The organism is Streptomyces sp. NPDC111606 (assembly GCF_055656945.1).
The window spans coordinates 33,178-60,011 of sequence record NZ_JBVKBY010000017.1; the positions used below are offsets into that span (position 1 = coordinate 33,178).

The window sequence follows — 26,834 nt, forward strand, 5'->3', positions numbered from 1 at the left end:
CGCCCGACGCCCTGCTGATAAGTAGGAAGGCCTGACGGCTGACGCGAGCGGTGCCCCGTTGTCGTTGCTGCGTGGAGCCCGGGGAGTGGCCTGAGGGGGCTGCTCCTCGGGCGCTGTCCTGGGACCGGCCACCCGCGCAGCACCAACCCTCGGTGGCGGCCACCACCGGCCGATGACGACCAGCGGCAGGTCGACGCCTCGGACGCCAGCCCAGGCTGAACAGTACGGACATGACGGGACCGCCCTCGCCGATGTACAGCCGGCCGGCGTTCAGCAGGGTCACGGTGAACAGGCCGACCAGGATCACGGCCAACGGGTACAGCAGGGTGCGGGCTTCCTCCCAGCGTCCGTCCGGCCGACGGCGAACAGGCCCGGCGCGGTGCCCAGCATTGCGGCGCCGATCAGGCCCGGATTCAGTGACTCGGGGGAGGACCAGGCGCCGAAGATATGGCCGGTGAGGCCTACGGCCGCCAGGAGTCCCCCGATGAGAAGGCCGGTCAGCGCAACCGCGATTGACAGCATGGCATCGGCTGCGGTCAGCGGGCGTCCACGTCCACCGGAGGCTGCCCGGGCGGGGGAGTCGGATGCCTGTTTCATGAGGGCTCCCGTTTGTGGGGCGGGGGTCAAGCGACAGGGGAGGAGATGCGGGACGACGGCGAAGCAGTAGGAGCGGCGCTCGCCCGCTTGCGCAGCTCGCGGGCGTACATCACCCGCAGGCTCACCACAGAGGTGGCCGCCGTGGCGAGGACGCCGCAGCCGATGGCGAGGCCGGCGGACAGCGCCGTGTGGTGGTCGAGACCGAGGGTGCGCTCGAAGACCGGGGTCGCGCCCACGGACAGCACCGGAGCCAGACACAGCGTCGTCAGGTGCAGCCGCCACTCCTCCCGGGCCCAGGTACGCCCCTGCCGACCCGCGCGCCGGGAGCTCACGGCCATCACGGCGTAGGCGACGGCATACGGCAGCAGGTAGGCGAGCAGCAGACGCCACTGGACCGCCCCGAAGTCCAGGTACGAGTACACGATCCAGGCCAACGCGGCGGCGCCGACCAGGTGGGCCGCGACCAGCACCGGAAACGGCGCCCACGACCCCGACACCCCGTCGACCGCCTTACGGCGGTCGAGTGTGCGTGAGGCGATGAGCGCCGAACGCGACCACCGACCCGGGATGCATGATCGCCACCTGGTTGATCGGTTTCCTTGAGCGCAGCCCCTGTCCTTCGGGGCGGGGTTGGCTCATCTTCGCAACGTAGCCGCGCAGCGGCGGAGTTCACTGCGTTGTCAGTGGTCTCCACTATGGTGATCACGTTGTTTCGACAGGGGGTGTTCACGTGCTTTCGGGCCGCAGGTACCGGCTCAGGCTCGCTGCCGAGCAGGCTGCCACGTGTGAGGAGTTTGGGAGCATCTGCCGGGCGGTGTGGAACACCGGACTCGATCAGCGCCGCCAGTACGGGCGGCGCGGGGCGTGGATGAACTACGTGCCCCAGGCCGCCGAGCTGGCCGTGGCCAAGCGGGAGCACCCGTGGTTGAAAGCGGCGCCCTCGCACGTGCTTCAGCAGACGTTGAAGGATCTGGACCGGGCGTGCCGGGAGCACGGTACGTTCAAGGTGAGGTGGCGGTCGAAGGCGCGTTGGGCGCCCTCGCTTGCGTTTCCCCGCCGGGAATCTCATCACCGTGGAACGTCTCGGCCGTAAGTGGGGTCGCGCGAAGCTGCCCAAGCTGGGAAGGGTCACCTTTCGGTGGTCACGCCCGCTCGGCGGTGAGGTACGGTCTGCGACCGTCAGCTGCAAGGGCGGCCACTGGTTCGTGTCGTTCCTGGTCAATGACCAGGCGACCACGCCCGAGCAGCACGCCATGCCGGACACGGTGGCCGGGATCGACCGGGGCGTGAAGGCGGCGGCCGTCACCTCCGACGGCGAGTTCTTCGACCGGCCCTTCATCACCGCCGGCGAAACGGCGCGTTGCTGGCGGCTTCAGCAGCAGCTCGCCCGCACGACCAAGGGCAGCGCCAACCGGGCCAAGGTCCGCGCCCACCTGAACAAGATCATGGGCCGGGTCGCCAGCCGTCGGGCGGACTTCTGCGCCGTCACGGCCGCGCACCTCACTGCGAAGAACGCCTTCGTTGTCCTGGAGGACCTCAAGACCCGCAGCATGACGGCCTGCGCGTCCGGCACGCTCGCCGAGCCCGGCAGCCGTGTGGCCCAGAAACGGGGCCTGAACCGGGCCATCCTCGACAAGGGATGGCACCGCCTCGAACTCGCCCTCATCAGTGCGGCCCGCTACACGGGCACGCGCGTGGTGAAGGTCAACCCCGCATACACGTCGCAGCGGTGCTCCGCCTGCGGCTTCGTCACCGAAGGAAACCGCGAGAGCCAAGCGGTCTTCGCGTGCAAAGCCGCAGGCTGCGGACACACCGCGCACGCCGACGTGAACGCAGCGATCAACATCAAACACGCGGCAGGACATGCCGTGTCAGCCTGTGGAGACCTCGGCAACAGCCGGTCCGTGAAGCAGGAACCCGTAAGCCGGGCGACCGGCCGAACCCCCGCATAAGGGAATCCCCCTCCTTCAGGAGGGGGAGGAAGTCAACCCGAGCACGAGGTACGAGGAGGTCGTCAACCCGTACGTCAGCCATGGAGGGACGGTATCGCCACAGGTGGCGGCCGTGGGCTGAGCCCCAACGCTCCGCCAAAGGCGGGGACCGGAACATCCTGGCGAGGGTGCCGTCGTTGAGCCGGGCATGAAGATCATCGCTACCGCCGCGCTCGCCGGCTCTGCTCTCCTCACCGCCGCCATCCCCGCCTCGGCGGATGACGGGCCCATCGACTTCGGCATCTTCCAAGGTGTCAACGACACGAAGGGCTCGAATTCCACGGACTCGACCGTGGCCTGGGGCCAGACGAACAGCGAGTCGAACGGGACCGTCCCGAAGCCGGCGCTGGGAATGCTGGTGAACGACCTGCTCTCACCCGGCCAGCAGTGACCGGCCACCCGAGCAGACGCCGGCCGAGGCCCTGACGCTGGTACTCGACCGTGATGGAGATCTTGTTGATACTTGCCGACGCGGCAGGCATCGCACACCACCCACACCGGCGTGCCGATGTCGTGTCCGGCCCCGTCGATCATCCGGGTGCGGCAAGGTGTTCGACCTGATGGCCGCCCTCAACGAGTCCGTCGCCAAGGCGAAAGCCTCCCGCGGCGAAGGCACCGCCGACGTGCACGAACTGTCCAAGAAGAAGGCTGCGGCCGAGAAGACATCGGCGAAGAAGCAGCCCGCCGAGAAGACGGCGGCGAAGAAGTCCACGAAGAAGGCGGCGGCGAAGAAGACGCCGGCGCGCCGGCCGCGGAGCGCCTAGCCGCCGTCCCATCCGCCCAGCTTCCGAAGCGGGTTGCCCGGGACGTGGTGGGCGCACCGGGTGCGCCCACCACCGGGCTCAGTGACGGGTCTCCCACCACAGGATCAGCAGGGTGACGGCGCCGCTGCCGAACTTGTACGCCGCGCCCTGCAGGAACTCAGCTGGGACGTTCCGTCCCTCTCGTCCGATCCATTTCCGCAGGTGACGGATGGTTGTGGCGCGTCGGCTGTCCCGGCGTGACGGGTGCCTTGGCGGTGGTTTGGCGTTACTCTCCTCCATACGGAGTTTCCTCTCGTCAATGGGCGTGCTGGAACATCGCGCAAGGAGCCCTCCCAACTCAGAGGCCTAGGAAACCTGTTGGGATCACGGGCTCCTTTTGCGTGTCGCCCTGATGGCTGTTCCGGAGCGTACTGCGGTGCTGTGCCGACTGTCTCTCGCGATGCTGTTGGTGGACCTCAGATCCTGGACTGGCGTCAGCCCAGGTCAGGCGACACGTGGATACGATCAGTCAGCGGCGGCTGAAGTCGTGCAGGAGGTCGGCGAGGCGCCGATCGGGACGCTGGACGATGATGCAGGAGCCAGACTTCGCGGTGGCGAGGCGGTCGACCTCCATCTCCAGTCCCCCGGTTGGGGCGCTGGCGCGGCTGGAGCCTGTCCTGCGGACGTACGTCGCGACAGCTTCCAGGGTGGCCAGGAAGGCGCTGTCGGGGGCGTCGGAGTCGAGGACGTCGTCGGTGACCTCGTGCAGCCAGTGCCGCGCCTCCTTGGTCTCTCCGATGGAGAGGTGGTGCAGGTGTAGGCAGTAGGCGGCGGCGCGGTGGCCGGCGCCGGCGGCGAACTGCCACCGGAACTGGGCGCTCTCGCGGTGGTCGGTGAGGTAGAGCAGGCAGGCGAAGACGAGGGCGCCGTCGACGTCCAGCTGATCCTCGGTCACCGCGTCGGGTTCCTGGGCGAGGCGGTCGACGTGGTCGGCGGCGTCGGGCTTGTTGAGGATCCAGCGGCACACCACGGACAGCCGCTGCCCGGCCTGGGCGGCGCGTGCCATGTCCGGGGCCGGTCGGGTCGCGGCGGCGGCGCCCTCGTGGGCGAGGCGGCGCAGCGCGGCGCCGACGTCGAAGCCGTCGTGCCGTGTGGTGGGGATGCGGGCGTCGGCCAGGAGCTCATCGATGGCGGTCACTGTCCCGCTCCTTTCCGGGTCTTGCTCAGGGCGGCAGGCAGGCCGAGCCGGATGCGCAGGCGTTCCTTGCCCTTGCGGCCGTGGTAGTCGACGGTGCGGGTGTCCAGGCCCATGTAGCGGGCGATCCGCTTGGTGGGGTAGCCGAGGAGATGGCGCAGGACGATTACCGTGAACTGGCGGGTGGGCAGCTCCAGAATCGCCTCGTACAGGCCGTTCGTGCTGCTGCTCATCTCCAGTTGGCTGCGGACCGCCTCGAGGTTCTTGGCTATGGGGCCGTTGATGAGGAACGCTGGCGGGCGCCCGTCTTCGTCCAGGCGGCGGGTGACACCGCGGTGCAGCACGGCGAGGGTCTGCTGTTCGAGGTCGCCCTGCTGCAGCAGTTCGTCCCAGCCACCGAGGATCTCCAGGAACACCTGGTGAACAACGTCTTCCGCGGCCCGGCGGCTGCCGAGATGGATCTCCGCAAAGTCATGGAAGAACTCCTGGTGCCCCAGATAGAAGGCCTCGAAGTCGAGGGGGAGATCGGGAGGATCCTGGACGGGCTGGCCGTGGCCGCCGTCCTGGGGCGATACGTCAAGGTCGACGTCGCCGTTGCCCATACGTTCCTCCAGGGGTACGAGCACCGCCCTCTTCGCTGAGGCACGTCCGGGTCGTACGCCGGTGGTGTCCGTGCGCGGGCCAACTCACCCACACAAAAGCCCAGTTGCTTCGGGCTCTCAGGCACCACCCTGTCGTTTTTCGGGGCCTGAAACTCATACGACCCTCGAAAATCGCGACTCTGCGATCTTCTCCATAAACGGAACGTAACTTCGGCATTGATTTGCCCGTTTCGAATTCAGCGCGTGAGCTGCAACAACGGCCGCAAGGATGAAAGTTCGCCCTTCAAGGACCGAACCGAGCGCTTCAGTTGGCGGCTTTCGTCAGATCTACCGCTCAGTGCCTGCTGCCGGGGCGCCTTCGGCGAGAAGGCGCTGAACATGCGCGGCCAGCAGAGCGGGCGCGACCGTGGGGGTGACAGGTAGCCACGGCCGCGGGCAACTACCAGAGCCAGCGGTCGAGGAACTCGGCCCAGATGAACCCGTTGTAGCCGTCGAAGGCAGGTGGATCGATCTTCTTGAGTTCGTCAGCGAGCATGCTGAGCTCAGCCAGAGCTTCGTCCTCGCGGTCATCAGGATCGCTGAGGATCTCGGACTCGCTGACGTGCAGGCCGTAGTGGTGAAGGGTCCGCAGCCACAGGTCGATGGAGGAGTTGGCGAACCATGCCTCGCCTTGCGGAAGGACGTAGTGGACCGTGCCTGTCCCGGGTTCGACGCCGAACGACCATTCCATGCCGGGCACGAGGTCGCTATGGCGGTTCTGGGTGAGGCCGTAGAGCGACCTGCCATCTGACGTCTGAGTGCCGGAACCGCCTCCACCTCGAACGATACGTACTCGATCAACTGATCGACGATGGGGATCCCGACATCAACCCCCCGCCCACCACCCGGTGCCCGCCCGCCTCGGTGGTGGCGGCCCCGGCAGAGCAGTAGTGGTGCGAGTACGAAAGGGATCGGTGAGTAGGCGGGCGCGGTCTACGCCTGAATGCCGCATCGAGCGCGGCGGGTTGGGGCATGCTGGGGGTGCGCTCACGCGCTCAACTTCGACGCAGGGGGCCGGTCGGTGTTACGTATTCACTTCACGGCCGAAGACCTCGCCCGGACCCGGGTGGCCGCAACGATCGGCGTCGCAGCCGAGGTCTACTACAGCCTGGAGCTGCTGAGGGAGAACCGGGAGCTTTCTCACTTCCGGTCGTGGCGGTCAGCGGTCGCGGGCCGGATGGGAGCCGACACGCGCCCCCTGACGTCCCTGGTTCCGGTGCGCGGTCCGGGGCTTGATCTGCTGGCACTGATGGGCGATGTGCCCTCTGTGGACCACGCCGTGGACAACTTGCTGCACGCGCCGGTATCCCGGCTGCGACGCGAGCTTGAGGGTCTCGACTTCCACCCCGGCCACCTGCCATGGGCCAGGCAGGTGTCTGAGGGCGACCGCGAGGCGCGACAGCAGCTCGCCGAGGCCGTGCGCGCCTGCCATCGGCTGACCGTGGAGCCTTACTGGCATCGAGGGCGGTCCGAACTGGTCGCGCTGTCCACCCGTTGCGCGAACCTGGTGCTGGAGGGGGGCATCGATCTGCTGCTGCGTTCGATCTGCGCACCACTGGTCCGCTGGCGTCCACCGGTGCTCGAAGCTCCCTACCCGCGCCGAGTTGAGGTGCGTCTCCAGGGCAGGGGGCTGATCATCACGCCCACGGTCTTCTCGAAACACTCGGTGAGCCTTCTGTGGGACCCGCTCGATCCCGCCCAGCCTCCCCGACTGACCGTGCCAGCTCTGCGCCGGTCGCTGACCGGCAGCGAACCTGCAGAAGCCGACGGCTCCGCCGTGGGGAATCTGGAGTCTTTGCTCGGCCGAACACGAGCCGCCGCCCTGCATGTGACAGCGGAAGGCTGCACGACGAGCGAACTGGCCCGCCGCCTCAACGTCACGGCTGCAGCGGCCAGTCAGCACGCGAGAGTGCTGCGGAACACGGACCTCATCACCACCAGCCGCCGAGGCGGGTCCGTACTGCACTTCATCACCCCCCTCGGGCTGGCCCTGCTGCGGACCGGCGCTCTGACGGAACCGTGAAACCCCTGGGAGTGCCGCCGCGCCAGATTGGCGGACGCCGCGCCGCCCTGGACGGCTGGCACCGGACAATGGTGGCCAGGTTCATGACGCGCCGGACGTCTCGCCCCCCTTTAAGCCATGACTTAAGAGGTAGGCCACAGGCGGTCTACCTGCCCAGGATGTGAAGCCGCAACAGTACCGACGCATGGTCTGACCGGCAGTCTGGTCTTCGGCACACCCCGACCGAGAGGCACCCATGAAACTGAAACAACTCGCCGCCACAGCAGGAGCAGCACTGCTGACCGCGCTGGTACTGCCGGCAGACGCCCACGCCGCCGCCATTGCCTGCGGAGGTGCCGTCTCGACCCAGAACATCGGCGCACAGGGCTGTATCTCCGCCGAACGGTTCAAGGAGGGCCGCGTCTTCATGCGGACCATCACCGCTCACGCCGTCATCACCAACTCCCGTGCCCACGCCTCCTACGTCGACTACGAAGCGTTCTTTCGGATCCGTGAAGGCGGCCACTGGGTCAAGCTCGGCAACGGCCGCACCATCGTCCAGCGCAGGTCCACGATCGGCCCAATTGAGCTCGGCAACACCGACCGCGTCTGCGGTCCCGTCAACGCCACCGCCGAAATCCGGGTGCATGTGAGGCCGGCCGGCGGGGCGTGGAGCAACTGGACCGGAGCCGTGACGAAGCAGTGCCAGACGTGAGCTAGGTACGACGACGCCCTCGCCTCCCGGAGTTGGAGGACGGGGGCGTCCGTATTTTTCGACTCCTGCGGCCTCGGGACGTCGGTTCAGCCGTTGGCGCTGAGAACTATCTGGTCAGGGCGTGAGCGTGCCGACCCGGTTCTCTGACTGCGGCGTTGGAACGCCTTGCCCACGGGGACCAGGCGGTCGCCGGATGACCGGGCCGCTGGTGCTGATCGAGCCGTACGCCCACCGGCTCGGCGGCCACCATCAACACGCCCATGGTCGCACTCGCCGGAACCGGCCCCCCCCCCGCATCCTCCGAGGACGCCGACGAGCAGTACGAGGGGTGCCTGTCGTTCTTCGACGTCCGCGGCATGGTTCCCCGCCCGCTGACGATCACGGTGGAGACCACCGCGCTCGACGGCAGCACGGTGACGAGGGTGTACGAACGCGGGCTCGCCCGGCTCGTGGCCCACGAGATCGACCACCTCGATGGACTGCTCTACCCCTCGGTCGCCTCGCTCTACCGGGCTCTCGCGGAAGCCGAGGCCACCGCGGCCGACGACGGCCTGCCGCTGCGGCCCAAGCCCGTACGCATCCGCCGGCCCGAAGATCCGCTCACCGCCGAGGAGATCGACCTGCCCGATCGGCTTCAGTCCCAGCCCCACCCGAACGCCGAGATGCGGTAGGGCGTCCTCACCTCGGCGGCCCAGGGAACAAGATCAAGTCCTTAGCGCTAATGGCTGTTCCGTTGGTCCCCAAGGCCGTATACGGGGCGGTGGGCATGGCCTCGGAGCTCGCCATCAAGTGGATGCGCAACGGTGCCCCTGCCGAGCTCCTCGTCGACGTCGGACGCCCCGTCACAGGCCCGGACTGGGGCCCTTCGAGCCCAGGTTAGAACAAGGTGGGCGCCTCGACGGCCGCCGTCGCGCTCGGCAGGTCCTCGGGTAGTTGGTCCTGCCAGGCCAGAGCGTCAGCCTTCGGAACGTGGGTCATCGAGCCGGGGCACAGCACCAAGGGGCGCGGCTCGCGCTTGTGGTCGTGGATGCTGACCATGCCCGTGCGCCGGGTGGGCACGCCAGCCACCTCGTCGTCACACACGGGGCACCGGACGCGCGGGTATCTCGCCATGCGACCAGTGTCGTATGGGGCACTGACACTGCGGTAGGCGGACAGTCGCCGGACTCGGGGACCGGGTTCACGACCACACCCCTCACCATGGCCGCGGTCTCACTTCTCGGCCCGCCCTCTTTCGGCCGCGGCCGCGCCCGTCAACCACGGTCCTCGTACTGCTCGACGAGCCATAGGTACTCCCGCCGCAGGAACTCCCAACCGGAGCGCGCTCGCACCGGCGGCAGGTAGTAGCAGGTGTCGCAGCAGGTCTTGACCCACGGCATTCCACCCCAGTCCTCGCCGACCAGACGACGCGCTTGCGGCCTGGGGACGGGCAGGTCTGGCATGTGACCGACGCTTGGCGGGTCGCCTGGTTGACTACCTGCCACACCGTGCGGCCCTGGCTAAAGGGCACGGTCTTCCAGTACAGGTCACCGAACTTCTCTTCCCAGTGCGGCGTGGGGTGGTCGGGCCAGACCTCGCGAAGCCTTTGCTCGGCGCGCTCAATGATCGGTGCCCAGCCCGCGCCGGAGGCGCTGAACATGTGGTGCGTGAGGGTGGGCCGGGTCTCGGCCCGGAGAGCTGCCGTGTACTTCTCGCCGGTGTCGGACTGTCGCTGACGGGCCCTCTGCGCAGCCGTCGACTGTTTCCTTGGCACCTGCTGCTCGCTCCTGGCGGTCCCCCACGCTCCCGCCGGATCGAGGTGCTGCCTGGGGAAGCGGGCCCCGGAGGACCTTGACCGGTCGATCACCTCGCGGCTTGGGCGCTGGTGTCGGCGGGCGGCGTACGCATCTTGCCGGGCGAGAGCATACCGCGATGCCTGCAGTGTGACGTCTTCCCGGAGGACCTCCGCACGGGGGCTGCCGTAGGCACGGTATTCCCGAGGTTGCCGCCAGGGGACATCTCCGCTGGCGGCAAGCTCGGCAGATCCGTTCATCTCTCCACATTATCCGGGGGTTTGGGGATGTCGGCGCCCGACCGTGAATGGGGGTGGCAGGCACATGCCCACGCCGTCCCCGATAGGGTCTTCTCGTTTTCGTTGACGCGGCGGCTCGTTCGCCCGCTCTACAGATGCAGATAGCTGAAAGGCGCACATGCGTATTCGTTCTCGTATAGCCGCTGCAACCGCCACCACCCTGGTCATCCTGGGCGGAGCCATCGCGACAGCCCCCACCGCCACCGCAGTTGGCGCCGACCACTGCGACAAGAACACGGCCAACCACTGGCGGCACGTCAGCGATCTCGCCGGGGCGGCCCTGCGCAACGGCCCTGGACAGGACTACGCGAAGAAGAAGACCCTGGACTTCGGAGTCAACTTCTACGTGTACTGCCAGGACACCAACAGGCACGGCAACGTCTGGTATTACGGGAAGGACTGGGTCGGAAAGTGGGGCTGGGTCTTCTCCGAGCGCACATCTAAGGGCCAGGGCTAGAAACGAGAGCGCCCCGGGGTAGGCAGTCAGTCGCCGTCCATCTCCCGCAACACGGGCCGAACGGCCTCGGTGTGCGGAAGCCTGGTTCACGACCATCCCTCGCCGCGGCGGCGGTCTCGCTTCTCGGTGCCCTTTCGATTGCGGCCGCGCGGCTGCGGTCGCCCGGGTCCGCCTTGGCGCGGGCCCGGCGCCGCTGGGCGCTGAGGCGCTCGACCTCGTCGCGGCGGGCGGCCGGGTCCTCGGCCGGCTGGGTGTACCGGTCCAGTCCCCACCGGTTGGCGAGCTCGGTCCGCTCGGCGTCTTGACGCTTCCTGCGGGCTTCGGCGCGGGCGGGATCCGGCAGGAAGCGCCGCAGGGCTCGGTGGGCCCCTCGGCTCGTCGGGAGTTGGACGGACCTGAGCCGTCCTGCGAAGGCATGCTCGACGGGTAGCGGCGAGGGCGATGTCCCTGTTAGCGCATAACTGTGACGCCGGAGAGACCCGGGCCAGGATCCGCACCCACTGGGCCGGTGGCTTCTGGACGGTGATTCAGTCAGCCCGTGGACCTGGGACCAGTGGCAGAACGTCACCCCCATGTGGTCCGACGATCCGCCGTTCTAACCCAGCATGTACGACCTCGTTGTTGCGGCCTGCTGAGGGGCCAGGGCCCGGTCGTCGCCACTGCTACCGCCGCCCACCGGTGTTCCCTGAGGCCGAAGTACGTGCCCGAACTGAGGGTTGGCCGCGACGCACTCGTGGCCGGCGACCGGGGTCCGGCCCTACCTGGACCCCGGTGACCATGTGGCACATCCCTCCGACCCCTTCCCGGTTATCGGATCAGGGAGCGCAACACGGGGACGCTGACGCCCCCGCCGGTCAGTCCGGCAAGGACGGCTCCGGCCAGTGGGCTGCCGCTGAGGAAGGTAAGACCTCCGCCCACGCAGCCGATGAACAGCGCTGCCAGAAGCACCACCGTGGTGTGCACCGTAGCCAACGCACCCGTGCTCCGCCGGACAGGCTTTAGGGGGTTCATGCCGTAGCGGCGCCGTAGGCGTCAACGGAGGTGGCAGGTGGCGGCTGCCCATCCTGAGGTGCCGTCCCGCGGAATGTGGGCCCGCGTGTGGTGGGTGGTTTCTGGCGCTACCTTCGTGACGGCCACACTGTGACGTCCCGCTTGGTGGCAACTCCATTTGAGTAACCGTACTCAGGCGTTCGGATGTCCGTTCGCTTCAGCATGGTGAACATGTTCAAGTGGGTTCTGGACCTTGGCCTGGGGGGCCTGTTGTTGGGGCTCGAAGTGGCGGCGCTGGTTGCCTTCTGGTTCGTCGAGGGCATGAAGAAGTGGGCTGCCAGCGGAGGGCTGGTTCCCGGTGCGACGAGCCGGTTCTTCCTGGTGCTGAGCGTGGGGTCGACTTCCTCGGCGCTGATCAGCTACAGCTTCTCTTGGGCCGATCTGCCGGTTGCCTGTGCCTCCCAGGCGGTTGTGGCTGCTCTTCTCGCATTGCTGCTGCTCCTGGGTGCAGGAACCGAAAGCGGCAAGCGGATCAGCCGACACCGATTGCGGCACCGCCTTCGCCGAGAACGTCTTCGCTGGCACGAATCCCAGCGCGAAGGCAGTGGACACGCATCGGCTCCGGTCCGCCGGTGCTGGTGGCGGCGGTGACATCTCGGCAGTCGACTTGACCCGGCCCTAAAGGACCGTGCTTGGAGGTAGTGCCCAACTGGCTGCTGGGTTGGCTCCTCCGTCCAGACACCCTTACGGGGTGGCAGGGACGCGTGACTCACGCCCCGCATTCCACACGCTCTCGCCGCGTTGGGCGATGTTGTGGGAAGCATTTCGGTCGGCGTGGGCAACGACCCCGCATCCCCGGCAGATGAAAAGCCCCTGGTCGACACGGTTGCGCTTGTCGACGTGGCCGCACTCGGCGCATGTCTGCGACGTGTACGCGGGATCAACGAAGACCAGGGGCACGCCTGCCCACCTGGCCTTGTAGACGATGAAGTCTCCGAGCTGGGCGAAGGCCCAGGAGTGGAGGGTGACCCGTTGGGGCTTGCGGAGCCGTACCCTCTGCCGGATTCCCTTGAGTTCTTCCAGGGAGATCCCGGCGGAGGTGCGTTCAGCCTCGGTCACGATCGTCTCTGCGATGATGTGGTTGGTGTTCTTGACGTGCCGCTGTTCGCGGCGGGAGCGCTCCTTCAACCGGCGCTTGGCGCTCTTGGTGCGCTTCTTCTGGAGTTTGGCCCGCAAGGCAAGCTGACGCTTGCGGTACCGGTTCAGGCCACGCCCGGCGGCCTGGTAGCCGGCGGACGTGACGGCGATGTTGGCGATACCGAGGTCGACGCCGATGAACGAGTCCGGCTCGTACTGGTCGGCCTCGGGGGATATCGCAGGTGGCGATCAGGTAGAAGGCGCCGTCACGCTCGATCAGGTCACTCTCGCCCTTGCGGTCCTGCTGGAGCACCTTGAGCGCGTCCGTCGAGCACGCGAACCGAACGCCCTTGACCCGTCCTGCGGTGGTCCAGATGGAGACCGTCTGCGTGTCGTACTGCCAGCTCAGACACCGATCGTCATATGGCTGCGCGGCATCGGGCCGGAACATGATCGGCTTGGACTCGACCTGCCGGCGGCGCTTGCTGGCCGCCTTGCCGTAATTCCCGGCTTTGAGGTTGGCGTGCAGCGCGGTGTACGCGTCACGCACTTTCTTGATCACGTGTTGAGCTGCCTGCGCACCCAGACCGCAGGCTCTGAGGTGCTGGTACGTGTGCTTGCGCAGTTCGTACTCACGCGGCACCTCGCTGGCGAACGCAACCTCGGACACCCAGGTCGCCAGATCGTTGACCGTGCGCAAGGTCGCCGACAGCGCGGCGGCCTGCTCGGCCTCCGGTAACAGCTTCACCTGCGTCACGATCTTCATTCAGATCAGCGTACGACGGTTGATCCATGTCGCCACGCTGGGAGCCAAACCCCGATATCCGCACCGGGGCGTAGCGTCGTCTGCACCCTGCACCCTGCACCCTGCACGCGCACTTGGTCTTCACCCCGAAGTACCGGCGCGGACCGTTCACCGACGACATCCTCCACCGCTGCGCAGAGATCATGCGTGATGTGTGTACCGGCTTCGGTGCGGAGCTGCCGGAATTCAACGGCGAACGCGATCACGTCCACCTCCTCGTGCACTATCCCCCGAAGGTCGCCATCTCCCTACTCGTCGGCAGCCTCAAGGGCGTCTCAGCCCGCAGACTCCGCCAGGAGTTCCCCGCCCACATCCGCAAGTACCTGTGGGGCGAACACTTCTGATCCCCGTCCTGCTTCGCGGCCTCATGCGGTGGCGCACCGCTCGCCGTGATGAAGGAGTACATCGCGAACCAGAAGCGTCCAGCCTGAGGCCAACAACGCAGACCCGCACTCCGGTGAGGGTCACCCCTATCGAGAGAAGCGATTCCTCCCAGACCTGAAGGCCCGGGGTTCCTCGCTAGATCCCGCTGAACCGGACCATGCGGCGAGTCGCTGACGGGCCGGCACACGACTTCATGGGGAAGCCCCGGCTGGACGGGGGAGACCAGCCGGGGCCGTGTGTGGTGTCGTGCGGAGGGCGGTCGCCTCTCGGCGGGAGGCTCCATGGGGCTTCAGCCGGACGATCGTCCCCATGGGCCATGGGTGAGGCCCGGGGACACTGTCCCCTCCGCAGCCACATATAGATGAACAGACTGCCGTGTTGGGTTGTTCCTTCCCCTGCCGGAGTTCCGCTGTGAGGTGGGGCACCCGGCCTCACAGCTGCGGGTCACTTGAGGAAGTCGGCGACGAGGGTGGCGAATTCGTCGGGACCGGCCAGTTTGATTCCGAGGTCTTCGGCCTTGGCCTGCTTGGATCCGGCGCCGTCTCCGGCGACGACGAGGGTGGTCTTCTTGGAGACGCTGGATGAGGAGCGGCCGCCGGCCCGTTCGATGAGCTCATTCATCTGGTTGCGGCTGAGCTTCTCCAGTACGCCTGTCATCGCGCCGGTCACGACCACGGTCATGTCGGCCAGCGGGCCTTCCGCAGCCTTCGTCTTCTCTGTGTTGCTGTCGGTTTCGTCGGCCGCGGGGGCGGGCGGGGTGGCGCCGGGTTCGGTCATGTTCACCCCGGTGGCGGCGAGTTTGTCGACGAGCGGGGCGAGTTCGGCGAGTTCGGCGACGATGGAGGGGGCTTTCTCGGTGCCGATGCCCTCGACCTGCTGCATCGCGTCGGCGTCGGCGGCACGGATGTTGTCCATCGTGGCGAAATACCGGGCGATCCGGCGGGACATGGAGCGGCCGGTTCCACGCAACCCGAGCGCGCACAGTACTCGCGACAGTGGCTGCTGCTTGGCCGCGGAGATGGCCGTGAGGAGGTTGTCGGTGCTGGTCTCGCCCATCCGCTCCAGGCCGAGCAACTGTTCGCGGGTGAGGGTGAACAGGTCGGCGAGGTCGGCGACGAGGTGGGCGTCGACGAGCTGGACGATGCGAGTGGTGCCGAGGCCCTCGATGTCGAGCTGGTCGCGGCCGGCCGCGTAGGACAGGGCGGCGACCAGGTGGCAGTTGCGGCCCATCGCGCAGCGCCAGCGCTGCTCGCTGGTGTCGATGGCGGCACCGCACCGTGGACACACCGTGGGGAAGGCGATGGGCTGTTCGTCGCCGGTGCGCAGGTGGGCGACGGGGGCTTCGATGCGGGGGATGACGTCGCCGGCCCGGTGGACCATGACGTGGTCGCCCAGGCGCAGGTCGCGGCGGGTGATGTCGGCCGGGTTGTGGAGGGTGGCGTAGGTGATGGTGGCGCCGTCGATCTCGACCGGTTCCAGGACGGCGCGTGGGGCGATGATGCCGGTGCGGCCGACGTTCCACTCCACCTCGAGCAGCCGTGTGATCTTCTCGACGGCGGGGAGTTTGTAGGCGATCGCCCAGCGCGGGGCGCGTGTCCCGGATCCGGCGGTCTGCTGGTCGGCGGCAAGATCTGCCTTGATGACGACGCCGTCGATCCCGAAGGGCAACCCGGGTCGCAGGGCGGCGATCTCCTGCACCCGGGCCAGCACGTCCTCGACGCTGTCGGCGGTGATGCCGGGCACCGCGGTGGTGGCGGTGGTGTTCACCCCGTACGCGGCGGCCTGCGCCATCAGGTCGCTGTGTGCGTTCTCGCCCAGCCGCGCGGCGAGTGTCGTGTCGGTGTCGGGCAGGGGCAGCAGGCCGTAGCCGAAGAATGTCATCGGCACGGTGTAGGCGCGCTCCTTGGCGCGCAGGGTGCCCGCCGCGGCGCCGCGGGGGTTGGCGAACGGCTGCCCGCCGTGCGCGGTGCGAATCTCGTTGGCGTGCTCGAACTGGGCGGTTGTCATCAGGACCTCGCCCCGCACCTCGACCGTGACCGGCTCGGCGAGTTCTTGTGGGAGGCCTTCGATAGTTCCGATCGCGTGCGAGACGTCCTCCCCGGCCGTCCCGTCGCCGCGGGTGATCAGCTGTCTCAGGCGGCCGCGGGAGTAACGGGCGGCGATCGCCAGGCCGTCCAGCTTCGGCTCGACACTGAACCTTTCCACCTCGTGTCCGATCCTGCGGGCCAGCGAGGCGGTCCAGGCGGTGAACTCCTCCGGCGAGAACACGTTGTCCAGGCTCAGCATGGCGACCGTGTGCGGGACGTCGCCTTCCGTGGCGCCGCCGGCGACCTTCCCCGTTGGTGAGTCGGGCAGCACCTGGTCGGGATGGTCGGCCTCCCACGCGGCGATGCCCCGGACCAACCGGTCGTAGGAGTCATCGTCCAGCATCGACGTACCGTCCGCGTAGTAAGCGGCCGACGCCTTCACCGCATCCTCGACAGCCTGAGCGTAGGCGGCGGTATCCACGATCACTGCACCTGGTGTTGTCATGCCCGCTATCCTGCCTGCCACCACTGACAATGCCCCTGGCCAGCGTGGATCTCACGGTGTCAGGGCAGGCATGGAGGCCGGGCCAGGCCACTACTGCAGTGCGCGGACCGCGGCCGAGAACACCGGGGGCATCCGGGACGCTGCAGGGACGATGAGACGGGCGGCGCCAGGACGACGGCTTGCGGCCAGGAGGGCGCCGGTCAGTAGCCGGTGGCGCCGGGTCAGCCGGGTCCAGGCGCGCTCGTATGCTGCCGGTTGTCCGGCGGCCAGGCAGCGGATGGCGGCCCCGGAAGTTGCCAGTGCGAGGGCGATGCCTTCGCCGGTGAGGGCGTCGAGGTAGCCCGCGGCGTCGCCGACGAGCAGGACACGGCCGGCGGTTCTGTGCCGTACGCGCTGTCGCAGTGGTCCGGCGCCGCGTACCGCCGTTGCGGCCGGGCCGCGCAGTGCCGCGGTGAGGGTCGGGAAGGCGGCCAGGTGTTCGTCGTATCCGCGGCGGCTGCGGCTGAGGATCGCGACGCCCACCAGGTCGTGGCCGATCGGTGTCACGTAGGCCTCGCCATGCCGGGACCAGTGGACCTCCACGTAGTCCGTCCACGGTTCGACGCGGTAGTGGCGGCGCAGTCCGTAGCGGCCGTGCGGGAGGGCCGGCAGTTCCAGGCCCAGGCCGCGGCGCACCGGGGAGTGCAGTCCGTCGGCGGCGATCAGCCAACGGGCCGTGGTGCCCGCGGCGGTGACCGTGTCCGCGCTCTGGCGCACCTCGCCGACCTTGCCCGGCAGTATCCGTACGCCGAGGTCGAGCGCGCGCTGGTGCAGGGCGGAGTGCAGCGTCGTGCGGCGGATCCCCAGCCCACTGTGGCCGCGGAAGGACGCTTCGGCGCGGGTGGTGCCGTCCACGTAGCGGATGCCGCGCAGTTCGCGGCCGGTGACCTCGATGCCCAGTGCTCGCAGCGCGGCGACTCCGCCGGGCATGACCCCTTCTCCGCAGGCCTTGTCCACAGGCGTGGTCCGGGGTTCGATGACGGCGGCCTCCAGTCCGGCGAGCGCGGCGTGGATGGCGGCAGCCAGCCCGGCGGGTCCGCCGCCGGCCACCAGTACGTCGATCATGCCGACGCGGGCGCGGTCGCGGTGGTCAGTGCCTGGTTCTCGCAGCGGACGCGCACGGTGAGCAGGGCGGCGTTGAGTGCCGTGAAGGCGGCCGCGGTGGTCCAGGCGGTGTGGACGAGGGGCAGGGCCACGCCCTCGGCGACGACGGCCACGTAGTTCGGATGCCGCAGCCACCGCCACCGGTAGGGACCGCCTGTCACCAGCGGTAGACCGGGTACGACGATCACCCGGGTGTTCCATCGGGGGCCCAGGGTGTGGATGCACCACCATCGCAGTGCCTGGGCGCCCGCGAGCACGGCCAGCACGGGCCAGGCCAGGGGGGGTACGAAGGGCCGGTCGGCCAGCCACACTTCGGTCGGGCAGGCGATCAGCAGGCCGGTGTGGAGGGCGACCATGGCCGGGTAGTGGCCCTGCCCAGTCTCGGTCGCGCCGCGGGCGGTGGTCCACCGTTCGTTGCGGCGGGCGACGACGAGTTCGGCGACACGCTCGGCGGCGACGGCGGCCACCAGCAGTCCGTACCAGATCATGTGTGCCTCGCGTCCTTCCTGTCCTTCGTGTCCTACGAGGTTCGAACTACCAGCGCAGCAGGACGAGTTCGCAGGCGAAGCCGGGCCCCATCGCCAGCAGCAGACCCGGCGTGCCGGGCGGAGGGCGGCGTTGGGCCAGGGTGTCGCGCAGTACGTGGAGCACCGACGACGAGGACAGGTTGCCCACGTCGGCCAGGTGACGCCAGGTCACATCGAGTGCCTCCTCGGGCAGGTCGAGGGCCTCGGTGACGGCCTGAAGGACCTTGGGGCCGCCGGGGTGGCACACCCAGGCGGTCACGTCCTTCGGCTTGATCCCGTGGTCGCTGAGGAACCCCTCGACGTCATCGGCGAGGTAACGGCGTACCACATCAGGGACCTTCGGGTCGAGGATGACCTGGAAGCCGCTGTTCTTGATGTCCCAGCCCATGACGCGCCCGGTGTCCGGATACAGGTGGCTGCGGGAGTCCACGATCGTCGGGCCGGCGGTCTCTTCCGGGCGGCGCGGGCGTTTCCCACCGCACGCGACGACCGCGGCGGCGCCGTCGCCGAACAAGCCGGTGGCGACGAGGTTGGCCATGGAGGCGTCGTTGCGCTGGAAGGTGAGCGAGCACAGTTCGACCGAGAGCAGCACCGCCACGTGGCCGGGACGGCCCAGCAGGTAGTCGTGCATACGGGCCAGGCCGGCGGCGCCGCCGGCACAGCCCAGGCCGAACAGGGGGAGCCGCTTGACGTCCGGCCGCAGTCCGAGGCGGCCGGCCAGCCGTGCGTCGATCGAGGGGGTGGCGATGCCGGTGACCGAGGTGAAGATCAGCAGGTCCACGTCGGCGGCGGTCAGGCCGGCCATGTGCAGCGCGCCTCGGACGGCCTTGGCGCCCAGGTCGGTGGCGGCGGCGATGAAGACGTCGTTGGAGGTGCCGAATCCGTCCAGTTCCCCGTATCGCTCGAGCGGCAGCGTCATGTGACGCGACCTGACTTTCGTGCTCCGGTGCAGCCGGTCCAGGACTCGGCGGTCGCTGCCCTCCGGCAGACAGGTACGGGCCACCATGTCGGTGATCTCGGACTGGGGGCGACGGTGCGGTGCGAGGGCACCGTGAACGGCGGCGATCCGCGTCATGTGGTTCCCGTCCGGTTACCGACTGGGGTGAGTTGCTTCCCACGTGTTCCCCGGACCGGGCCTTCAGCACCATGGATCGCCCGTCCGGCCGTTCGCCACGGGGCGCGTGCTCGAGCCGGGTGGGGTCGGGGCGCCTACGATCGGCCGGGTGGGCACTCCCGAGCAATCGACGGTCTGCGGCCCGGCCGCGAGTTGGGCCGGCCGGGTGGGCGGCCTGGCCGGATCGTGCCACCCCGGGCCTGTCGCGGCGGTCACCGCCTTGATGGCCGCCCTCGCCGTCACCGCCGGCCAGGGCGCCGCGCGTTGTGTCCTGACCGCCGCCGCGGTGCTGACCGGGCAGTTGTCCGTCGGCTGGTGCAACGACGCGTTCGACGCGCGCCGGGACATCGCCGCCGGCCGTCGGGGCAAACCCGTTGTCGACGGCACGGTCGGCGTGACGGAGGTGTGGGTGGCCGCGTATGTCGCGCTGGGGCTGTGCGTGCCGCTGTCGTTCGCCTGTGGGCTGTCGGCAGGCGCCGTTCACCTGACCGGGGTGGCGGCGGCGTGGGCGTACGACCTGCGGCTCAAGGCAACAGCGTGGTCCTGGGCGCCGTACGCGGTGGGCTTTGCCGCGCTCCCGGCGTTCGTGGCACTGGGGTTGCCGGGGCAGCCATGGCCGGCCTGGTGGGTCGTCACCGCCGGGGCGCTGCTGGGAGTCGGCGCGCATCTGGGCGATGTGCTGCCGGACATCCGCGGGGATCTGGCGACGGGCGTACGGGGCTGGCCGCACCGGCTGGGCCCGGACAGCGCGCGGCTGCTGCTGCCGGTGCCGCTGGTGGCCGCGTCCGCGGTGCTGGCGCTGGGGCCCGCAGGACCACCCGGCAGATGGGGAATTGCGGCGTTCGCGGTGGCCGGCCTGGTCGCGGTGGCGGGGACGGTGCTGGGACGCCGGTGGGAGCGAGCGGCGTTCGCGGCAGCGGTCGCCGTGGCGGTGGTGGACGTGGCGTTGCTGCTGCTGCGCGGCACCGGGATCGCCTGACCACGCCGCCTCAGCTCAGGGTATCGCTCCGCGCTCTTGAACCTCGCGAGCGATGACGAAGGCCAGGGCCGAACAGTGACGAGGGCAAGGACCGCCGCCCGGCGCGGGGGAGAGGCCACTCACTTTCCGATCACTTCCCGTACGACGATCGCTAGGCCTCTGAACAAGATCCACGCAAGGCAACGCCCGGCGGATCACATGGCCGTGATGGCACCAAGTCAGTTCTCGCGGACCGGACTGCGCCCGCTTGTGCGGCGCTTCTGCCCCTCGGGCCTGGGCAGAACCGCCAGTGCGGTGTCTGCAATGGTCCGCAGGGTCTCCGGGGCCAGGCCGGCTTTGCCTACCGCCTCGATACCGCGGACCACCGTCAGGAGCAGTGCCGCCAACCGCTCCGGATCCGCGGCGCTGTCGATGTCGCCGTGGCGCTGGGCGGCGCTGATCTCCGTCCGCAGCAGGGTCAGTAGTGCCGTCATGGTCTCGGCCGACCGTGCGGCGACCGTCGGATCGTGCTGGGCCAGTTCCGCCGCGCCCTTGGCCAACAGGCACCCGCGGCGCTCGGTGTCGGAGGCGGTGTTCTCCGCCATCAGGTGCACGTATCCCGACAGCCGGGCCCAGGCCTCTGCGTCCGGGCCGCCTGCCAGCCGCCCTTCGGCCACCTCGACGACTGCGGTGCACCAGTCGCCGAACACACGGTGGAACAGCTTGCCCTTGTCGCCGAATGCGCCGTACAGGCTGCCCTTGCCCAGGCCGGTCGCCTGGGCGATGTCGTCCATCCGGGTTCCTGCATAGCCGGTCGCCCAGAACTGTTCCCGGGCCCGCTCCAGGACTTGGCGTTCGTCGAATGCGCGTGGTCTCGGCATGGTCTCAGCCTATCCATTCTTGACTCGATCGTCCATTACTGCCTACGTTATGGACGATCGATTCCACAACTGAAGGAGTTCGACATGCCAGGCGTGCTGCAGGAGAAGGTGGCCGTGATCACCGGAGGGACCAGCGGGATCGGGCTGGCCATCGCCCACCGCTTCGTCCGGGAAGGCGCACGGGTCTTCGTGACCGGCCGGGACATCGACCGCCTCGAAGCGGCAGTCAAGGAGTTGGGCCCCGCGGCCACCGGCGTACGATCCGACGTCTCGGTCCTGGCCGACCTGGACGCGCTCTACGCGCAAGTCCGCGAGGAGGCCGGACGCATCGACGTGCTGGTGGCCAATGCGGGAATCGTCGCGGACGCCGCGCTCGGCGCCCACACCGAGGCGAACGTCGACCTGACGCTCGCCGTCAACGTCAAGGGCCCACTGTTCACTGTTCAGAAGGCGCTTCCGCTGCTGGCGGAGAACGCCTCCATCCTGGTCGTCGGCTCGAGCAACAGCGTGCGGCCCAATGAGCACCTAGAGGTCTACAGCGCCTCGAAGGCGGCGGTGAGCAACCTCGTGCACAACTGGGCCCGGCAGTCGCGGGAGCGCCGATTCCGGGTCAACGTGCTCAGCCCGGGACCCACGCGGACCCCTGGCCTGCTGGGCGCCGCGGGGCCGGACGTCGACCAGTTCGCCGAGGCCGTCGTGCCACTGGGCCGGCTGGCCGACGCCGAGGAAATCGCCGAGGCCGCCCTCTTCCTGGCTTCGGAGGCCTCGTCGTTCGTCACCGGCGCCGAACTCTTCGCCGACGGCGGCTACACCCGGGCCTGAACCACGGCCGGTGGTGCGCATCCGGTTCCCTCGAAGCCATGGGGGCCAACGTTCACTGGATGCTCGGCGGACACGACCCGCACGGTGGCCCGATGAGCGGCTCGCGGGGGCGGACGTATCCTGCGCCGGGTTCGGCAATGGTCGGTGGGCGGCGCAGCGATGGCACGCCTTTCCCGTCAGAGTGCGTCGACCGCGCTCACCTTCCACCGCTCCGTCGTGCGGGACATCGTCATCCGCACCCGGTTCAGGTCCACCCGGGACCCCGATACCTGCGTGCTCTCGGTGACCTGGTTGACGAAGAGCAGGACCACGACTTCGTCCGAGGAGGCCGAGGCGACGGAGGCTGCCGGGGTTCCGCCGGAAGGAGGGGCGGCGATCGTCGCCTTCACCACGCCTCGGTACTTCTTCGCCGTCGGGCCCACCACGGCCTCCGTCGTCTTCCCGTACTCCCTGCTGAAGTCCCCGGTGAGGTGGGTGCGGGCCCTCGCGAAGTCGCGATCCAGGTGGCGGTAGTCGTACGACAGGACGATCGGTGCCGCCTTGCGTGCGGCCTCGACCGCCTCGGTGCGGGCAGTCTGTGTGCGCTCTCCCTCCCGGTACTGCCACCCAAGTACGGCGACCGCCACCAAACCCGCCACGAGCAGGGCACCGAGCAGCGCTGTGAGCAGCCTTCGGGGGCCGGGTTGGCCGGGCTTTTCCGGCGTCTCGGCCTCCTCGAACGCCTCCGGTGACGGCTCCGGCGGGTCTTGCCAGCCGTCTTTCGGGGCCTCGACGAGCACGGTGCGGCTCGCGAGCGGGCGATCGGACCGGTCCCCGCCCCCACTGTCGATGGCCGCCACTGAGTCGGCGTTGTAGCGGCCGCGTTCCGCGCGCTTGGCTGCCGCGCGGGCTGCCGCCGTCATCGTGCGCCCGGTCGTGATGCCGGGGGCGCGACCGGTGGTCGTCTTCGGCATGGTCGTACTCCTCGTTGCTTGTCAGCCGACGAACTCGACGTCGGACGTCAGCCAGCGGCCGTCCCGGTGGACCAGGTTCAGTTGCAGGCGATACGTGCGCGACTCTCCCTGGGGCGCGGCCGTGTTGGTCACCTTGCTGTCGGCGACGACCAGGACGCGGGCAGAGTCCTCGTCGGAGCGGACGATGCCTGCCTCCAGAATCTGGCCCTCGGATACCGACTTGTTCGCCGCGACGAGTCGTGTCAGCTGCTCCGTCTGCGCGGCGAACTGCTTCTTGAAGTCGCCGGTCGCGCCTGCCAGTACGTTCGCGCTGTCACGGTCGTAGCGCCGGTAGTCGAGGGAAGTGAAGTTCAGCGCTGACTGGCGGGCCGCGACCAGGATGTCCTGGCGGACCTGGTTCGCTTCGCGCTGGGCGTAGACGCCGAGGGCCAGCCAAGTCGTGAGTGCGGTGGTCAGGACCGCCGAGGCGACGAGTCCCGCCGTCAGTGAAATGGAGCTGCGCAAGTTCTTCATGCCATGGGGCCAACGAGTAGCCATTGCCACGACTCCTTTCCGAACACGGCCTGCTGGCCGCCCTTCGAGCCGATCTCGACGGCCCTTCCGTCCGGGCCGGCGGTGGTGCCGGTCTCCGGGTCGTACGGGGTCACGTAGGGCGCGTTCTGTGCGCCTCGTACCGATGACTCGCTGCCCTGCGGGAGCGTGCAGCGGGCGTGGGTGTTCGCCCCGCGCGTGCTGGTGTCGGCGGGGTCGCGGCGGGCCGTGCCGTAGCCCTGCGTGCAGGCCGGCGGGTCGTCGGCGTTCACCACCAGGCCGAAGTGGGTGGTGCCGTCGCCGGGGATGACCGTGTAGCTGCCCGCCACCATCACCGGGAAGGTGACCAGGGCCTGCTCCACGCCGGGCAGACGCGCCATCGTCACCTGGCCGCCGCTGATCAGGTTCGCCAGCAGGATCGAGAGCCTCGGCGACACCGACTTCAGCAGCGAGTTCACCTCCTGTGCCGCCGGCCTCGCGTTGCCGATCAGCCTGCGCAGGTCCCCGTCGCTCGCCTTCAACTGCCCCGTGAGCGTGGCCAGATCGCTTGCGAACGACTTGATGGACGAGCCCTGGTCAGCCTGTGTCTTCAGTACCTTCCGTGAGTCCTCGATGAGGGCGATCGTTTCCGGCAGCGCCTCCGACGCCGACTCCACCAGCTCGTTGCCCGAGTCCACCAGACGGCTGAGATTCGGGCCCGTTCCCGCGAACGCCTCGCCCAACTCGTCGACCGTGACCTGCAGATCCCCCTTGCCCACCGAGTTCACCAGGCGGTCCAGACTGAGGATCAGGTCCGTCGTCGGCAGGGGCACGCGTGTTCTCTCGCGCGGGATCGTGCTGCCGTCGAGCAGATAGGGTCCGTGGGAGTTGCGAGGTTGCAGGTCGACGTACTGCTCGCCCACCGCCGAGCGGTTCGCCACCACGGCGAGTGTGTTCGCCGGGATGCGCGGTGCCCCGTCCTCGATGTCCAGGCCAACCGACACGCCGTCGGTGCCCGTCAGGTGCAGCACGCCCACCCTGCCCACCGGCACCCCGCGATACGTCACCTCGGCGCCGGGGAAAATGCCCCCGGATTCGGTGAAGTCCGCCTGGACCGTGTAGCCGCGGTCCAGTACCTCGTCCACCAGCCCCGTGTACTCGGCGCCGACGTACGACACGCCTACGGCGGTGATGGTGGTGAAGGCCAGAAGCTGGGCCTTGACCGTACGTGTGATCACGGCTGGACTCCCTTCAGCATCAGCTCGGCCAGTGCGAGGTCGATCCCCTTCGGCCAGTCGCTTCCGGTGCCGTAACTGCCGTAATCGCTGTAGCTGCTGGTGCACACCGGTGGGCACAGCGGGTCGCCATTGCCGTCGGAAGGTGCCGAGGGCGACGACGGCACGTTCGGTGTGCTCGGGAGCGCGGTGGGTGTCGGCACGGTCGGCAGGCTCGGGAGATCCGGTACGTCCGGGAGGTCCGGGGTCTTCGGGAGCTCGGGCCCCTGGGGCTCCCCGTCGCCACCCCGACTGCCGCCCGGCTTCTCCGTCAAGTTGCCGTAGATCCCGGCCAGATCGAGGTCAGCCGTGATGTGGAGGTTGACGTAGTCGCCCTTGATGGCGTCCACCGCGTTGCGGGGGAAGGGATAAGTGGTCAGCAGCTCCAAGGCGTTGGGCAGGTCGCTGCCGGCCTTGTTGAGCTGTTGCAGGATCGGGCGCAGCCGCTTCAGATTCGCGACGGTGTCGTCGTGCGAGGCGTTGACCACCCTGGTGCCTGTCCTGCCGAGCTTCGACAACGCCGTGAGCATCCGCGTCAGGTCGCGCCGCTGGTCGGCCAGGACCTTCAGGGCCGGCGGCATCGCGTCCACGGCGTCGGCGATGGTCTTCTTCTCCTTGCCGAGGCGCTTGGCGAGTCGGTCGACGGCCTTCAGCGCCCGGACGATGTCGCCCTTCTGCTTGTCCAGGCCGCCCAGAAACGTGTTCAGTTCCTTCAGTAGCGACCTGACCCGGTTCTCCCGTCCCTCCAGCGCCTTGTTCAGCTCCACGGTGATCGTCTTGAGCTGCGCCACTCCACCACCGTTGAGCAGCGCGGACAGGGCGGACAGCACCTCCTCGATCTCCGGATTGCGGCCGCTGCGGGACAACGGGATCGCGTCGCCGTCGCCGAGGCGTCCGACCGGTGTGGTGTCCGTCGGCCTGGACAGCGCCACGTACTTCTCGCCGAGCACGCTGGTCTGGCGTAGCTCCGCGATCGCGTTGGCGGGCAGCTCGACCGAGTCGCCGACCCGGAGGCGTACGCGCGCGTGCCAGCCGTCCAGCTCCACCTTCTCCACCGCGCCCACGGTGACGTTGTTGACCTTCACCGCCGACTGCGGCACCAGGTCGAGGACGTCACGGAACTCGACGGTGACGTGATACGCGTTGCCGTCCGAGGCCGCTCCGCCGGGCAGCTGCACGTCGTGCCAACCGTTGAACTCGCAGCCGGAGAGGAGCAGCGAACCGACGGCCGCCCAGGCCGCCGTCCCGCCCCGGCGCAGCACGCTCACGCGCAGAACGCTCATGCGCCGGCCCCCAGGATTCCGCCGAGGGTGCGGTCGACCGTGCCGGTGACCGCCGGGCCGTCCTGCGGCAACTCCGGCAGGGAGTCGAAGAGCCTCTCCAACTCCTTACAGCCCGGGTTCTTTCCGCCCTCGTCCCCGGTCGTCCTGAGCAGCGAGCACAGTAGCGAAGCGGGATCCTGCGCCTGATCGGCGTTGTTGCGGGTGTCGAGGGTGCCGGCCGACGGGTTGTAGGCGTTGTTGAGGTTCGACATGCCGGTCGGGGCCACCTCCAACAGCTCCTGCAGCGCGGCCCGTTGGGTGACGAGCACCTTTGTCACCTTGCTCAGCCCCTCCACGTTCTCGGTCAGCGACTTCTTGTTCCTCCTCACGAAGCCGGACACGTCGCCCAGCGCCGTCCCGAGGTTCTTCAGTGCCGCCGCCAAGTCCTTGCGCTCGCCCGCCAGTTGCTCGGCGACTCTCGCGAGGCTGCCGTTGAACGACCGCACGCTCTTGTCGTCGGCCGCCAGCGCCGCCGTGAAGACCTGGAGGTTCCGGATCGTGCCGAACAGGTCCGTGCGGCCGTTGGAGAGGGTCGTCACTGCCTTCGAGAGGTCCTCGACCGTCTGGTTGAGGTTCTTGCCCTGGCCGTCGAGGTTGTCCGCGCTCACTCCGAGCAGCCGGGACAGGGACCCGTCCTTGTTGGCGCCCTCGGGGCCGAGCGCCTCGGCCGTGGTGTGCAGGCTGTCGAAGATACGGTCCAGCTCGACCGGTACGGCCGTGCGCGACTCGGGGATCTCGCCCCCGTCCCGCAGCACCGGACCGCCCCGGTACACCGGTAGCAGCTGCACATAACGGTCGCTGACCACCGAGGAGTTGATGATCGCCGCCTGCGCTTCGGCCGGGATCTTGCGGTCCGCCTCGTACTCCAGCTCCACCCGCACCCTGCCGCCCTCCGGCGTGATCTCCTTGACCTCGCCGATCCGTACGCCCAGGACACGGACGTCCGAACCGGGGTAGATGCCGACCGTGCGCGGGAAGTACGCCGTGACGCGGACCGGCTCGGGGCGTGGCCACAGGACGTACGTAAGCGCGGCGACGAGGGACAGCGCGGTGAGCAGGGCCAGTCGCTT

At 68.9% G+C, this 26,834-nt stretch carries 27 protein-coding genes and 2 pseudogenes; 12 read left to right on the forward strand and 17 right to left on the reverse strand.

The annotated features are described in order from the left end of the window. Positions 1–623 precede the first annotated feature (623 nt). Positions 624–1,094 (reverse strand): hypothetical protein, encoded by a 471-nt coding sequence (locus tag ACZ7M7_RS40950; protein ID WP_472126161.1) that lies wholly within the window; start codon positions 1,092–1,094, stop codon positions 624–626. Between the two features lie 233 nt (positions 1,095–1,327). On the opposite strand from ACZ7M7_RS40950, the gene ACZ7M7_RS40955 reads away from it, so the two are divergent. The 4 genes from ACZ7M7_RS40955 (at position 1,328) to ACZ7M7_RS40970 (ending at position 3,352) form a co-directional block, all read left to right on the forward strand. Continuing rightward, positions 1,328–1,690 (forward strand): helix-turn-helix domain-containing protein, encoded by a 363-nt coding sequence (locus ACZ7M7_RS40955; protein WP_472126164.1) that lies wholly within the window; start codon positions 1,328–1,330, stop codon positions 1,688–1,690. Continuing rightward, positions 1,671–2,549, forward strand: coding sequence for an RNA-guided endonuclease InsQ/TnpB family protein (locus tag ACZ7M7_RS40960; RefSeq protein WP_472126167.1), 879 nt, complete (start codon positions 1,671–1,673; stop codon positions 2,547–2,549). Before ACZ7M7_RS40955 ends, ACZ7M7_RS40960 begins: the two co-directional genes overlap by 20 nt. Before the next feature lie 187 nt (positions 2,550–2,736). Continuing rightward, a complete protein-coding gene (locus ACZ7M7_RS40965; protein ID WP_472126170.1) occupies positions 2,737–2,979 on the forward strand; it encodes a hypothetical protein in 243 nt (80 codons plus the stop codon). A 169-nt stretch (positions 2,980–3,148) separates the two neighbouring features. Beyond that, positions 3,149–3,352 carry a hypothetical protein gene (locus ACZ7M7_RS40970; RefSeq protein WP_472126173.1) on the forward strand — a complete coding sequence of 68 codons (204 nt, stop codon included), beginning with the start codon at positions 3,149–3,151 and terminating at the stop codon, positions 3,350–3,352. 508 nt (positions 3,353–3,860) lie between these two features. Here ACZ7M7_RS40970 and ACZ7M7_RS40975 read toward each other — a convergent pair. From ACZ7M7_RS40975 to ACZ7M7_RS40985, 3 genes are all read right to left on the reverse strand, one after another. Beyond that, positions 3,861–4,529, reverse strand: coding sequence for a hypothetical protein (locus ACZ7M7_RS40975; RefSeq protein WP_472126175.1), 669 nt, complete (start codon positions 4,527–4,529; stop codon positions 3,861–3,863). Further along, positions 4,526–5,128 carry a sigma-70 family RNA polymerase sigma factor gene (locus ACZ7M7_RS40980; protein ID WP_472126178.1) on the reverse strand — a complete coding sequence of 201 codons (603 nt, stop codon included), beginning with the start codon at positions 5,126–5,128 and terminating at the stop codon, positions 4,526–4,528. Before ACZ7M7_RS40980 ends, ACZ7M7_RS40975 begins: the two co-directional genes overlap by 4 nt. A 439-nt stretch (positions 5,129–5,567) precedes the next feature. Beyond that, on the reverse strand, positions 5,568–5,858 hold the full coding sequence (locus ACZ7M7_RS40985; protein ID WP_472126288.1) for an SUKH-4 family immunity protein: 291 nt from the start codon (positions 5,856–5,858) through the stop codon (positions 5,568–5,570). Positions 5,859–6,110: 252 nt separating this feature from the next. On the opposite strand from ACZ7M7_RS40985, the gene ACZ7M7_RS40990 reads away from it, so the two are divergent. From ACZ7M7_RS40990 to ACZ7M7_RS41000, 3 genes are all read left to right on the forward strand, one after another. Beyond that, complete coding sequence (locus ACZ7M7_RS40990) at positions 6,111–7,190, forward strand: ArsR/SmtB family transcription factor (RefSeq protein ID WP_472126181.1); 1,080 nt, start codon at positions 6,111–6,113, stop codon at positions 7,188–7,190. A 235-nt stretch (positions 7,191–7,425) separates the two neighbouring features. Further along, the gene (locus ACZ7M7_RS40995) at positions 7,426–7,884 is read left to right on the forward strand and encodes a hypothetical protein (protein WP_383614678.1); all 459 of its coding nucleotides are present in this window, start codon (positions 7,426–7,428) and stop codon (positions 7,882–7,884) included. Between the two features lie 260 nt (positions 7,885–8,144). After that, positions 8,145–8,555: a peptide deformylase gene (locus ACZ7M7_RS41000; protein ID WP_472126184.1), complete on the forward strand. Its 411-nt coding sequence runs from the start codon at positions 8,145–8,147 to the stop codon at positions 8,553–8,555. A gap of 205 nt (positions 8,556–8,760) precedes the next feature. Here the strand turns inward: ACZ7M7_RS41000 and ACZ7M7_RS41005 are convergent, their stop codons facing one another. Together ACZ7M7_RS41005 and ACZ7M7_RS41010 are read right to left on the reverse strand one after the other, a co-directional pair. Continuing rightward, positions 8,761–8,943, reverse strand: coding sequence for a hypothetical protein (locus ACZ7M7_RS41005; RefSeq protein ID WP_472126188.1), 183 nt, complete (start codon positions 8,941–8,943; stop codon positions 8,761–8,763). Between the two features lie 194 nt (positions 8,944–9,137). After that, on the reverse strand, positions 9,138–9,326 hold the full coding sequence (locus tag ACZ7M7_RS41010; protein ID WP_472126191.1) for a hypothetical protein: 189 nt from the start codon (positions 9,324–9,326) through the stop codon (positions 9,138–9,140). Positions 9,327–10,073: 747 nt separating this feature from the next. On the opposite strand from ACZ7M7_RS41010, the gene ACZ7M7_RS41015 reads away from it, so the two are divergent. Both ACZ7M7_RS41015 and ACZ7M7_RS41020 read left to right on the forward strand, forming a co-directional pair. Beyond that, the gene (locus tag ACZ7M7_RS41015; RefSeq protein ID WP_383614685.1) at positions 10,074–10,412 is read left to right on the forward strand and encodes a hypothetical protein; all 339 of its coding nucleotides are present in this window, start codon (positions 10,074–10,076) and stop codon (positions 10,410–10,412) included. Positions 10,413–11,606: 1,194 nt separating this feature from the next. Continuing rightward, positions 11,607–12,053, forward strand: a complete 447-nt coding sequence (locus ACZ7M7_RS41020; protein ID WP_472126194.1) for a hypothetical protein — start codon at positions 11,607–11,609, stop codon at positions 12,051–12,053. A gap of 93 nt (positions 12,054–12,146) precedes the next feature. Here ACZ7M7_RS41020 and ACZ7M7_RS41025 read toward each other — a convergent pair. Then, positions 12,147–13,305: pseudogene (locus tag ACZ7M7_RS41025) on the reverse strand (RNA-guided endonuclease InsQ/TnpB family protein). Positions 13,306–13,385: 80 nt separating this feature from the next. On the opposite strand from ACZ7M7_RS41025, the pseudogene tnpA reads away from it, so the two are divergent. After that, positions 13,386–13,775, forward strand: a pseudogene (gene tnpA / locus ACZ7M7_RS41030) (IS200/IS605 family transposase). 397 nt (positions 13,776–14,172) lie between these two features. On the opposite strand, the gene ligA reads toward tnpA, so the two are convergent. From ligA to ACZ7M7_RS41050, 4 genes are all read right to left on the reverse strand, one after another. Next, positions 14,173–16,260, reverse strand: coding sequence for an NAD-dependent DNA ligase LigA (ligA, locus tag ACZ7M7_RS41035; protein ID WP_472126197.1), 2,088 nt, complete (start codon positions 16,258–16,260; stop codon positions 14,173–14,175). Between the two features lie 90 nt (positions 16,261–16,350). Continuing rightward, positions 16,351–17,364 (reverse strand): NAD(P)/FAD-dependent oxidoreductase, encoded by a 1,014-nt coding sequence (locus tag ACZ7M7_RS41040; protein WP_472126199.1) that lies wholly within the window; start codon positions 17,362–17,364, stop codon positions 16,351–16,353. Then, on the reverse strand, positions 17,361–17,891 hold the full coding sequence (locus ACZ7M7_RS41045) for an isoprenylcysteine carboxyl methyltransferase family protein (RefSeq protein ID WP_472126202.1): 531 nt from the start codon (positions 17,889–17,891) through the stop codon (positions 17,361–17,363). Before ACZ7M7_RS41045 ends, ACZ7M7_RS41040 begins: the two co-directional genes overlap by 4 nt. A gap of 46 nt (positions 17,892–17,937) precedes the next feature. Then, on the reverse strand, positions 17,938–19,005 hold the full coding sequence (locus ACZ7M7_RS41050; protein WP_472126205.1) for a type III polyketide synthase: 1,068 nt from the start codon (positions 19,003–19,005) through the stop codon (positions 17,938–17,940). Between the two features lie 148 nt (positions 19,006–19,153). Here ACZ7M7_RS41050 and ACZ7M7_RS41055 point away from each other — a divergent pair, with 148 nt between their 5' ends. Then, positions 19,154–20,023, forward strand: coding sequence for a UbiA family prenyltransferase (locus ACZ7M7_RS41055; RefSeq protein ID WP_472126207.1), 870 nt, complete (start codon positions 19,154–19,156; stop codon positions 20,021–20,023). Between the two features lie 218 nt (positions 20,024–20,241). On the opposite strand, the gene ACZ7M7_RS41060 is transcribed toward ACZ7M7_RS41055, so the two are convergent. After that, a complete protein-coding gene (locus ACZ7M7_RS41060; RefSeq protein WP_472126210.1) occupies positions 20,242–20,883 on the reverse strand; it encodes a TetR/AcrR family transcriptional regulator in 642 nt (213 codons plus the stop codon). An 84-nt stretch (positions 20,884–20,967) separates the two neighbouring features. Here ACZ7M7_RS41060 and ACZ7M7_RS41065 point away from each other — a divergent pair, with 84 nt between their 5' ends. Then, a complete protein-coding gene (locus ACZ7M7_RS41065; protein ID WP_472126213.1) occupies positions 20,968–21,705 on the forward strand; it encodes an SDR family NAD(P)-dependent oxidoreductase in 738 nt (245 codons plus the stop codon). A 176-nt stretch (positions 21,706–21,881) separates the two neighbouring features. Here ACZ7M7_RS41065 and ACZ7M7_RS41070 read toward each other — a convergent pair whose 3' ends face one another. The 5 genes from ACZ7M7_RS41070 to ACZ7M7_RS41090 are packed head-to-tail and all read right to left on the reverse strand — an operon-like array spanning position 21,882 to position 26,828. Continuing rightward, on the reverse strand, positions 21,882–22,658 hold the full coding sequence (locus ACZ7M7_RS41070; RefSeq protein ID WP_472126216.1) for a hypothetical protein: 777 nt from the start codon (positions 22,656–22,658) through the stop codon (positions 21,882–21,884). 21 nt (positions 22,659–22,679) lie between these two features. Further along, positions 22,680–23,171 carry a hypothetical protein gene (locus tag ACZ7M7_RS41075; protein WP_472126291.1) on the reverse strand — a complete coding sequence of 164 codons (492 nt, stop codon included), beginning with the start codon at positions 23,169–23,171 and terminating at the stop codon, positions 22,680–22,682. Further along, entirely contained in the window at positions 23,168–24,406 is a 1,239-nt protein-coding gene (locus ACZ7M7_RS41080) for an MCE family protein (RefSeq protein WP_472126219.1), read from the reverse strand. The genes ACZ7M7_RS41075 and ACZ7M7_RS41080 overlap by 4 nt, the downstream gene beginning before the upstream one ends. After that, positions 24,403–25,725, reverse strand: coding sequence for an MCE family protein (locus ACZ7M7_RS41085; RefSeq protein WP_472126221.1), 1,323 nt, complete (start codon positions 25,723–25,725; stop codon positions 24,403–24,405). Before ACZ7M7_RS41085 ends, ACZ7M7_RS41080 begins: the two co-directional genes overlap by 4 nt. After that, on the reverse strand, positions 25,722–26,828 hold the full coding sequence (locus ACZ7M7_RS41090; protein WP_472126294.1) for an MCE family protein: 1,107 nt from the start codon (positions 26,826–26,828) through the stop codon (positions 25,722–25,724). Before ACZ7M7_RS41090 ends, ACZ7M7_RS41085 begins: the two co-directional genes overlap by 4 nt. Between the last annotated feature and the right edge of the window lie 6 nt (positions 26,829–26,834).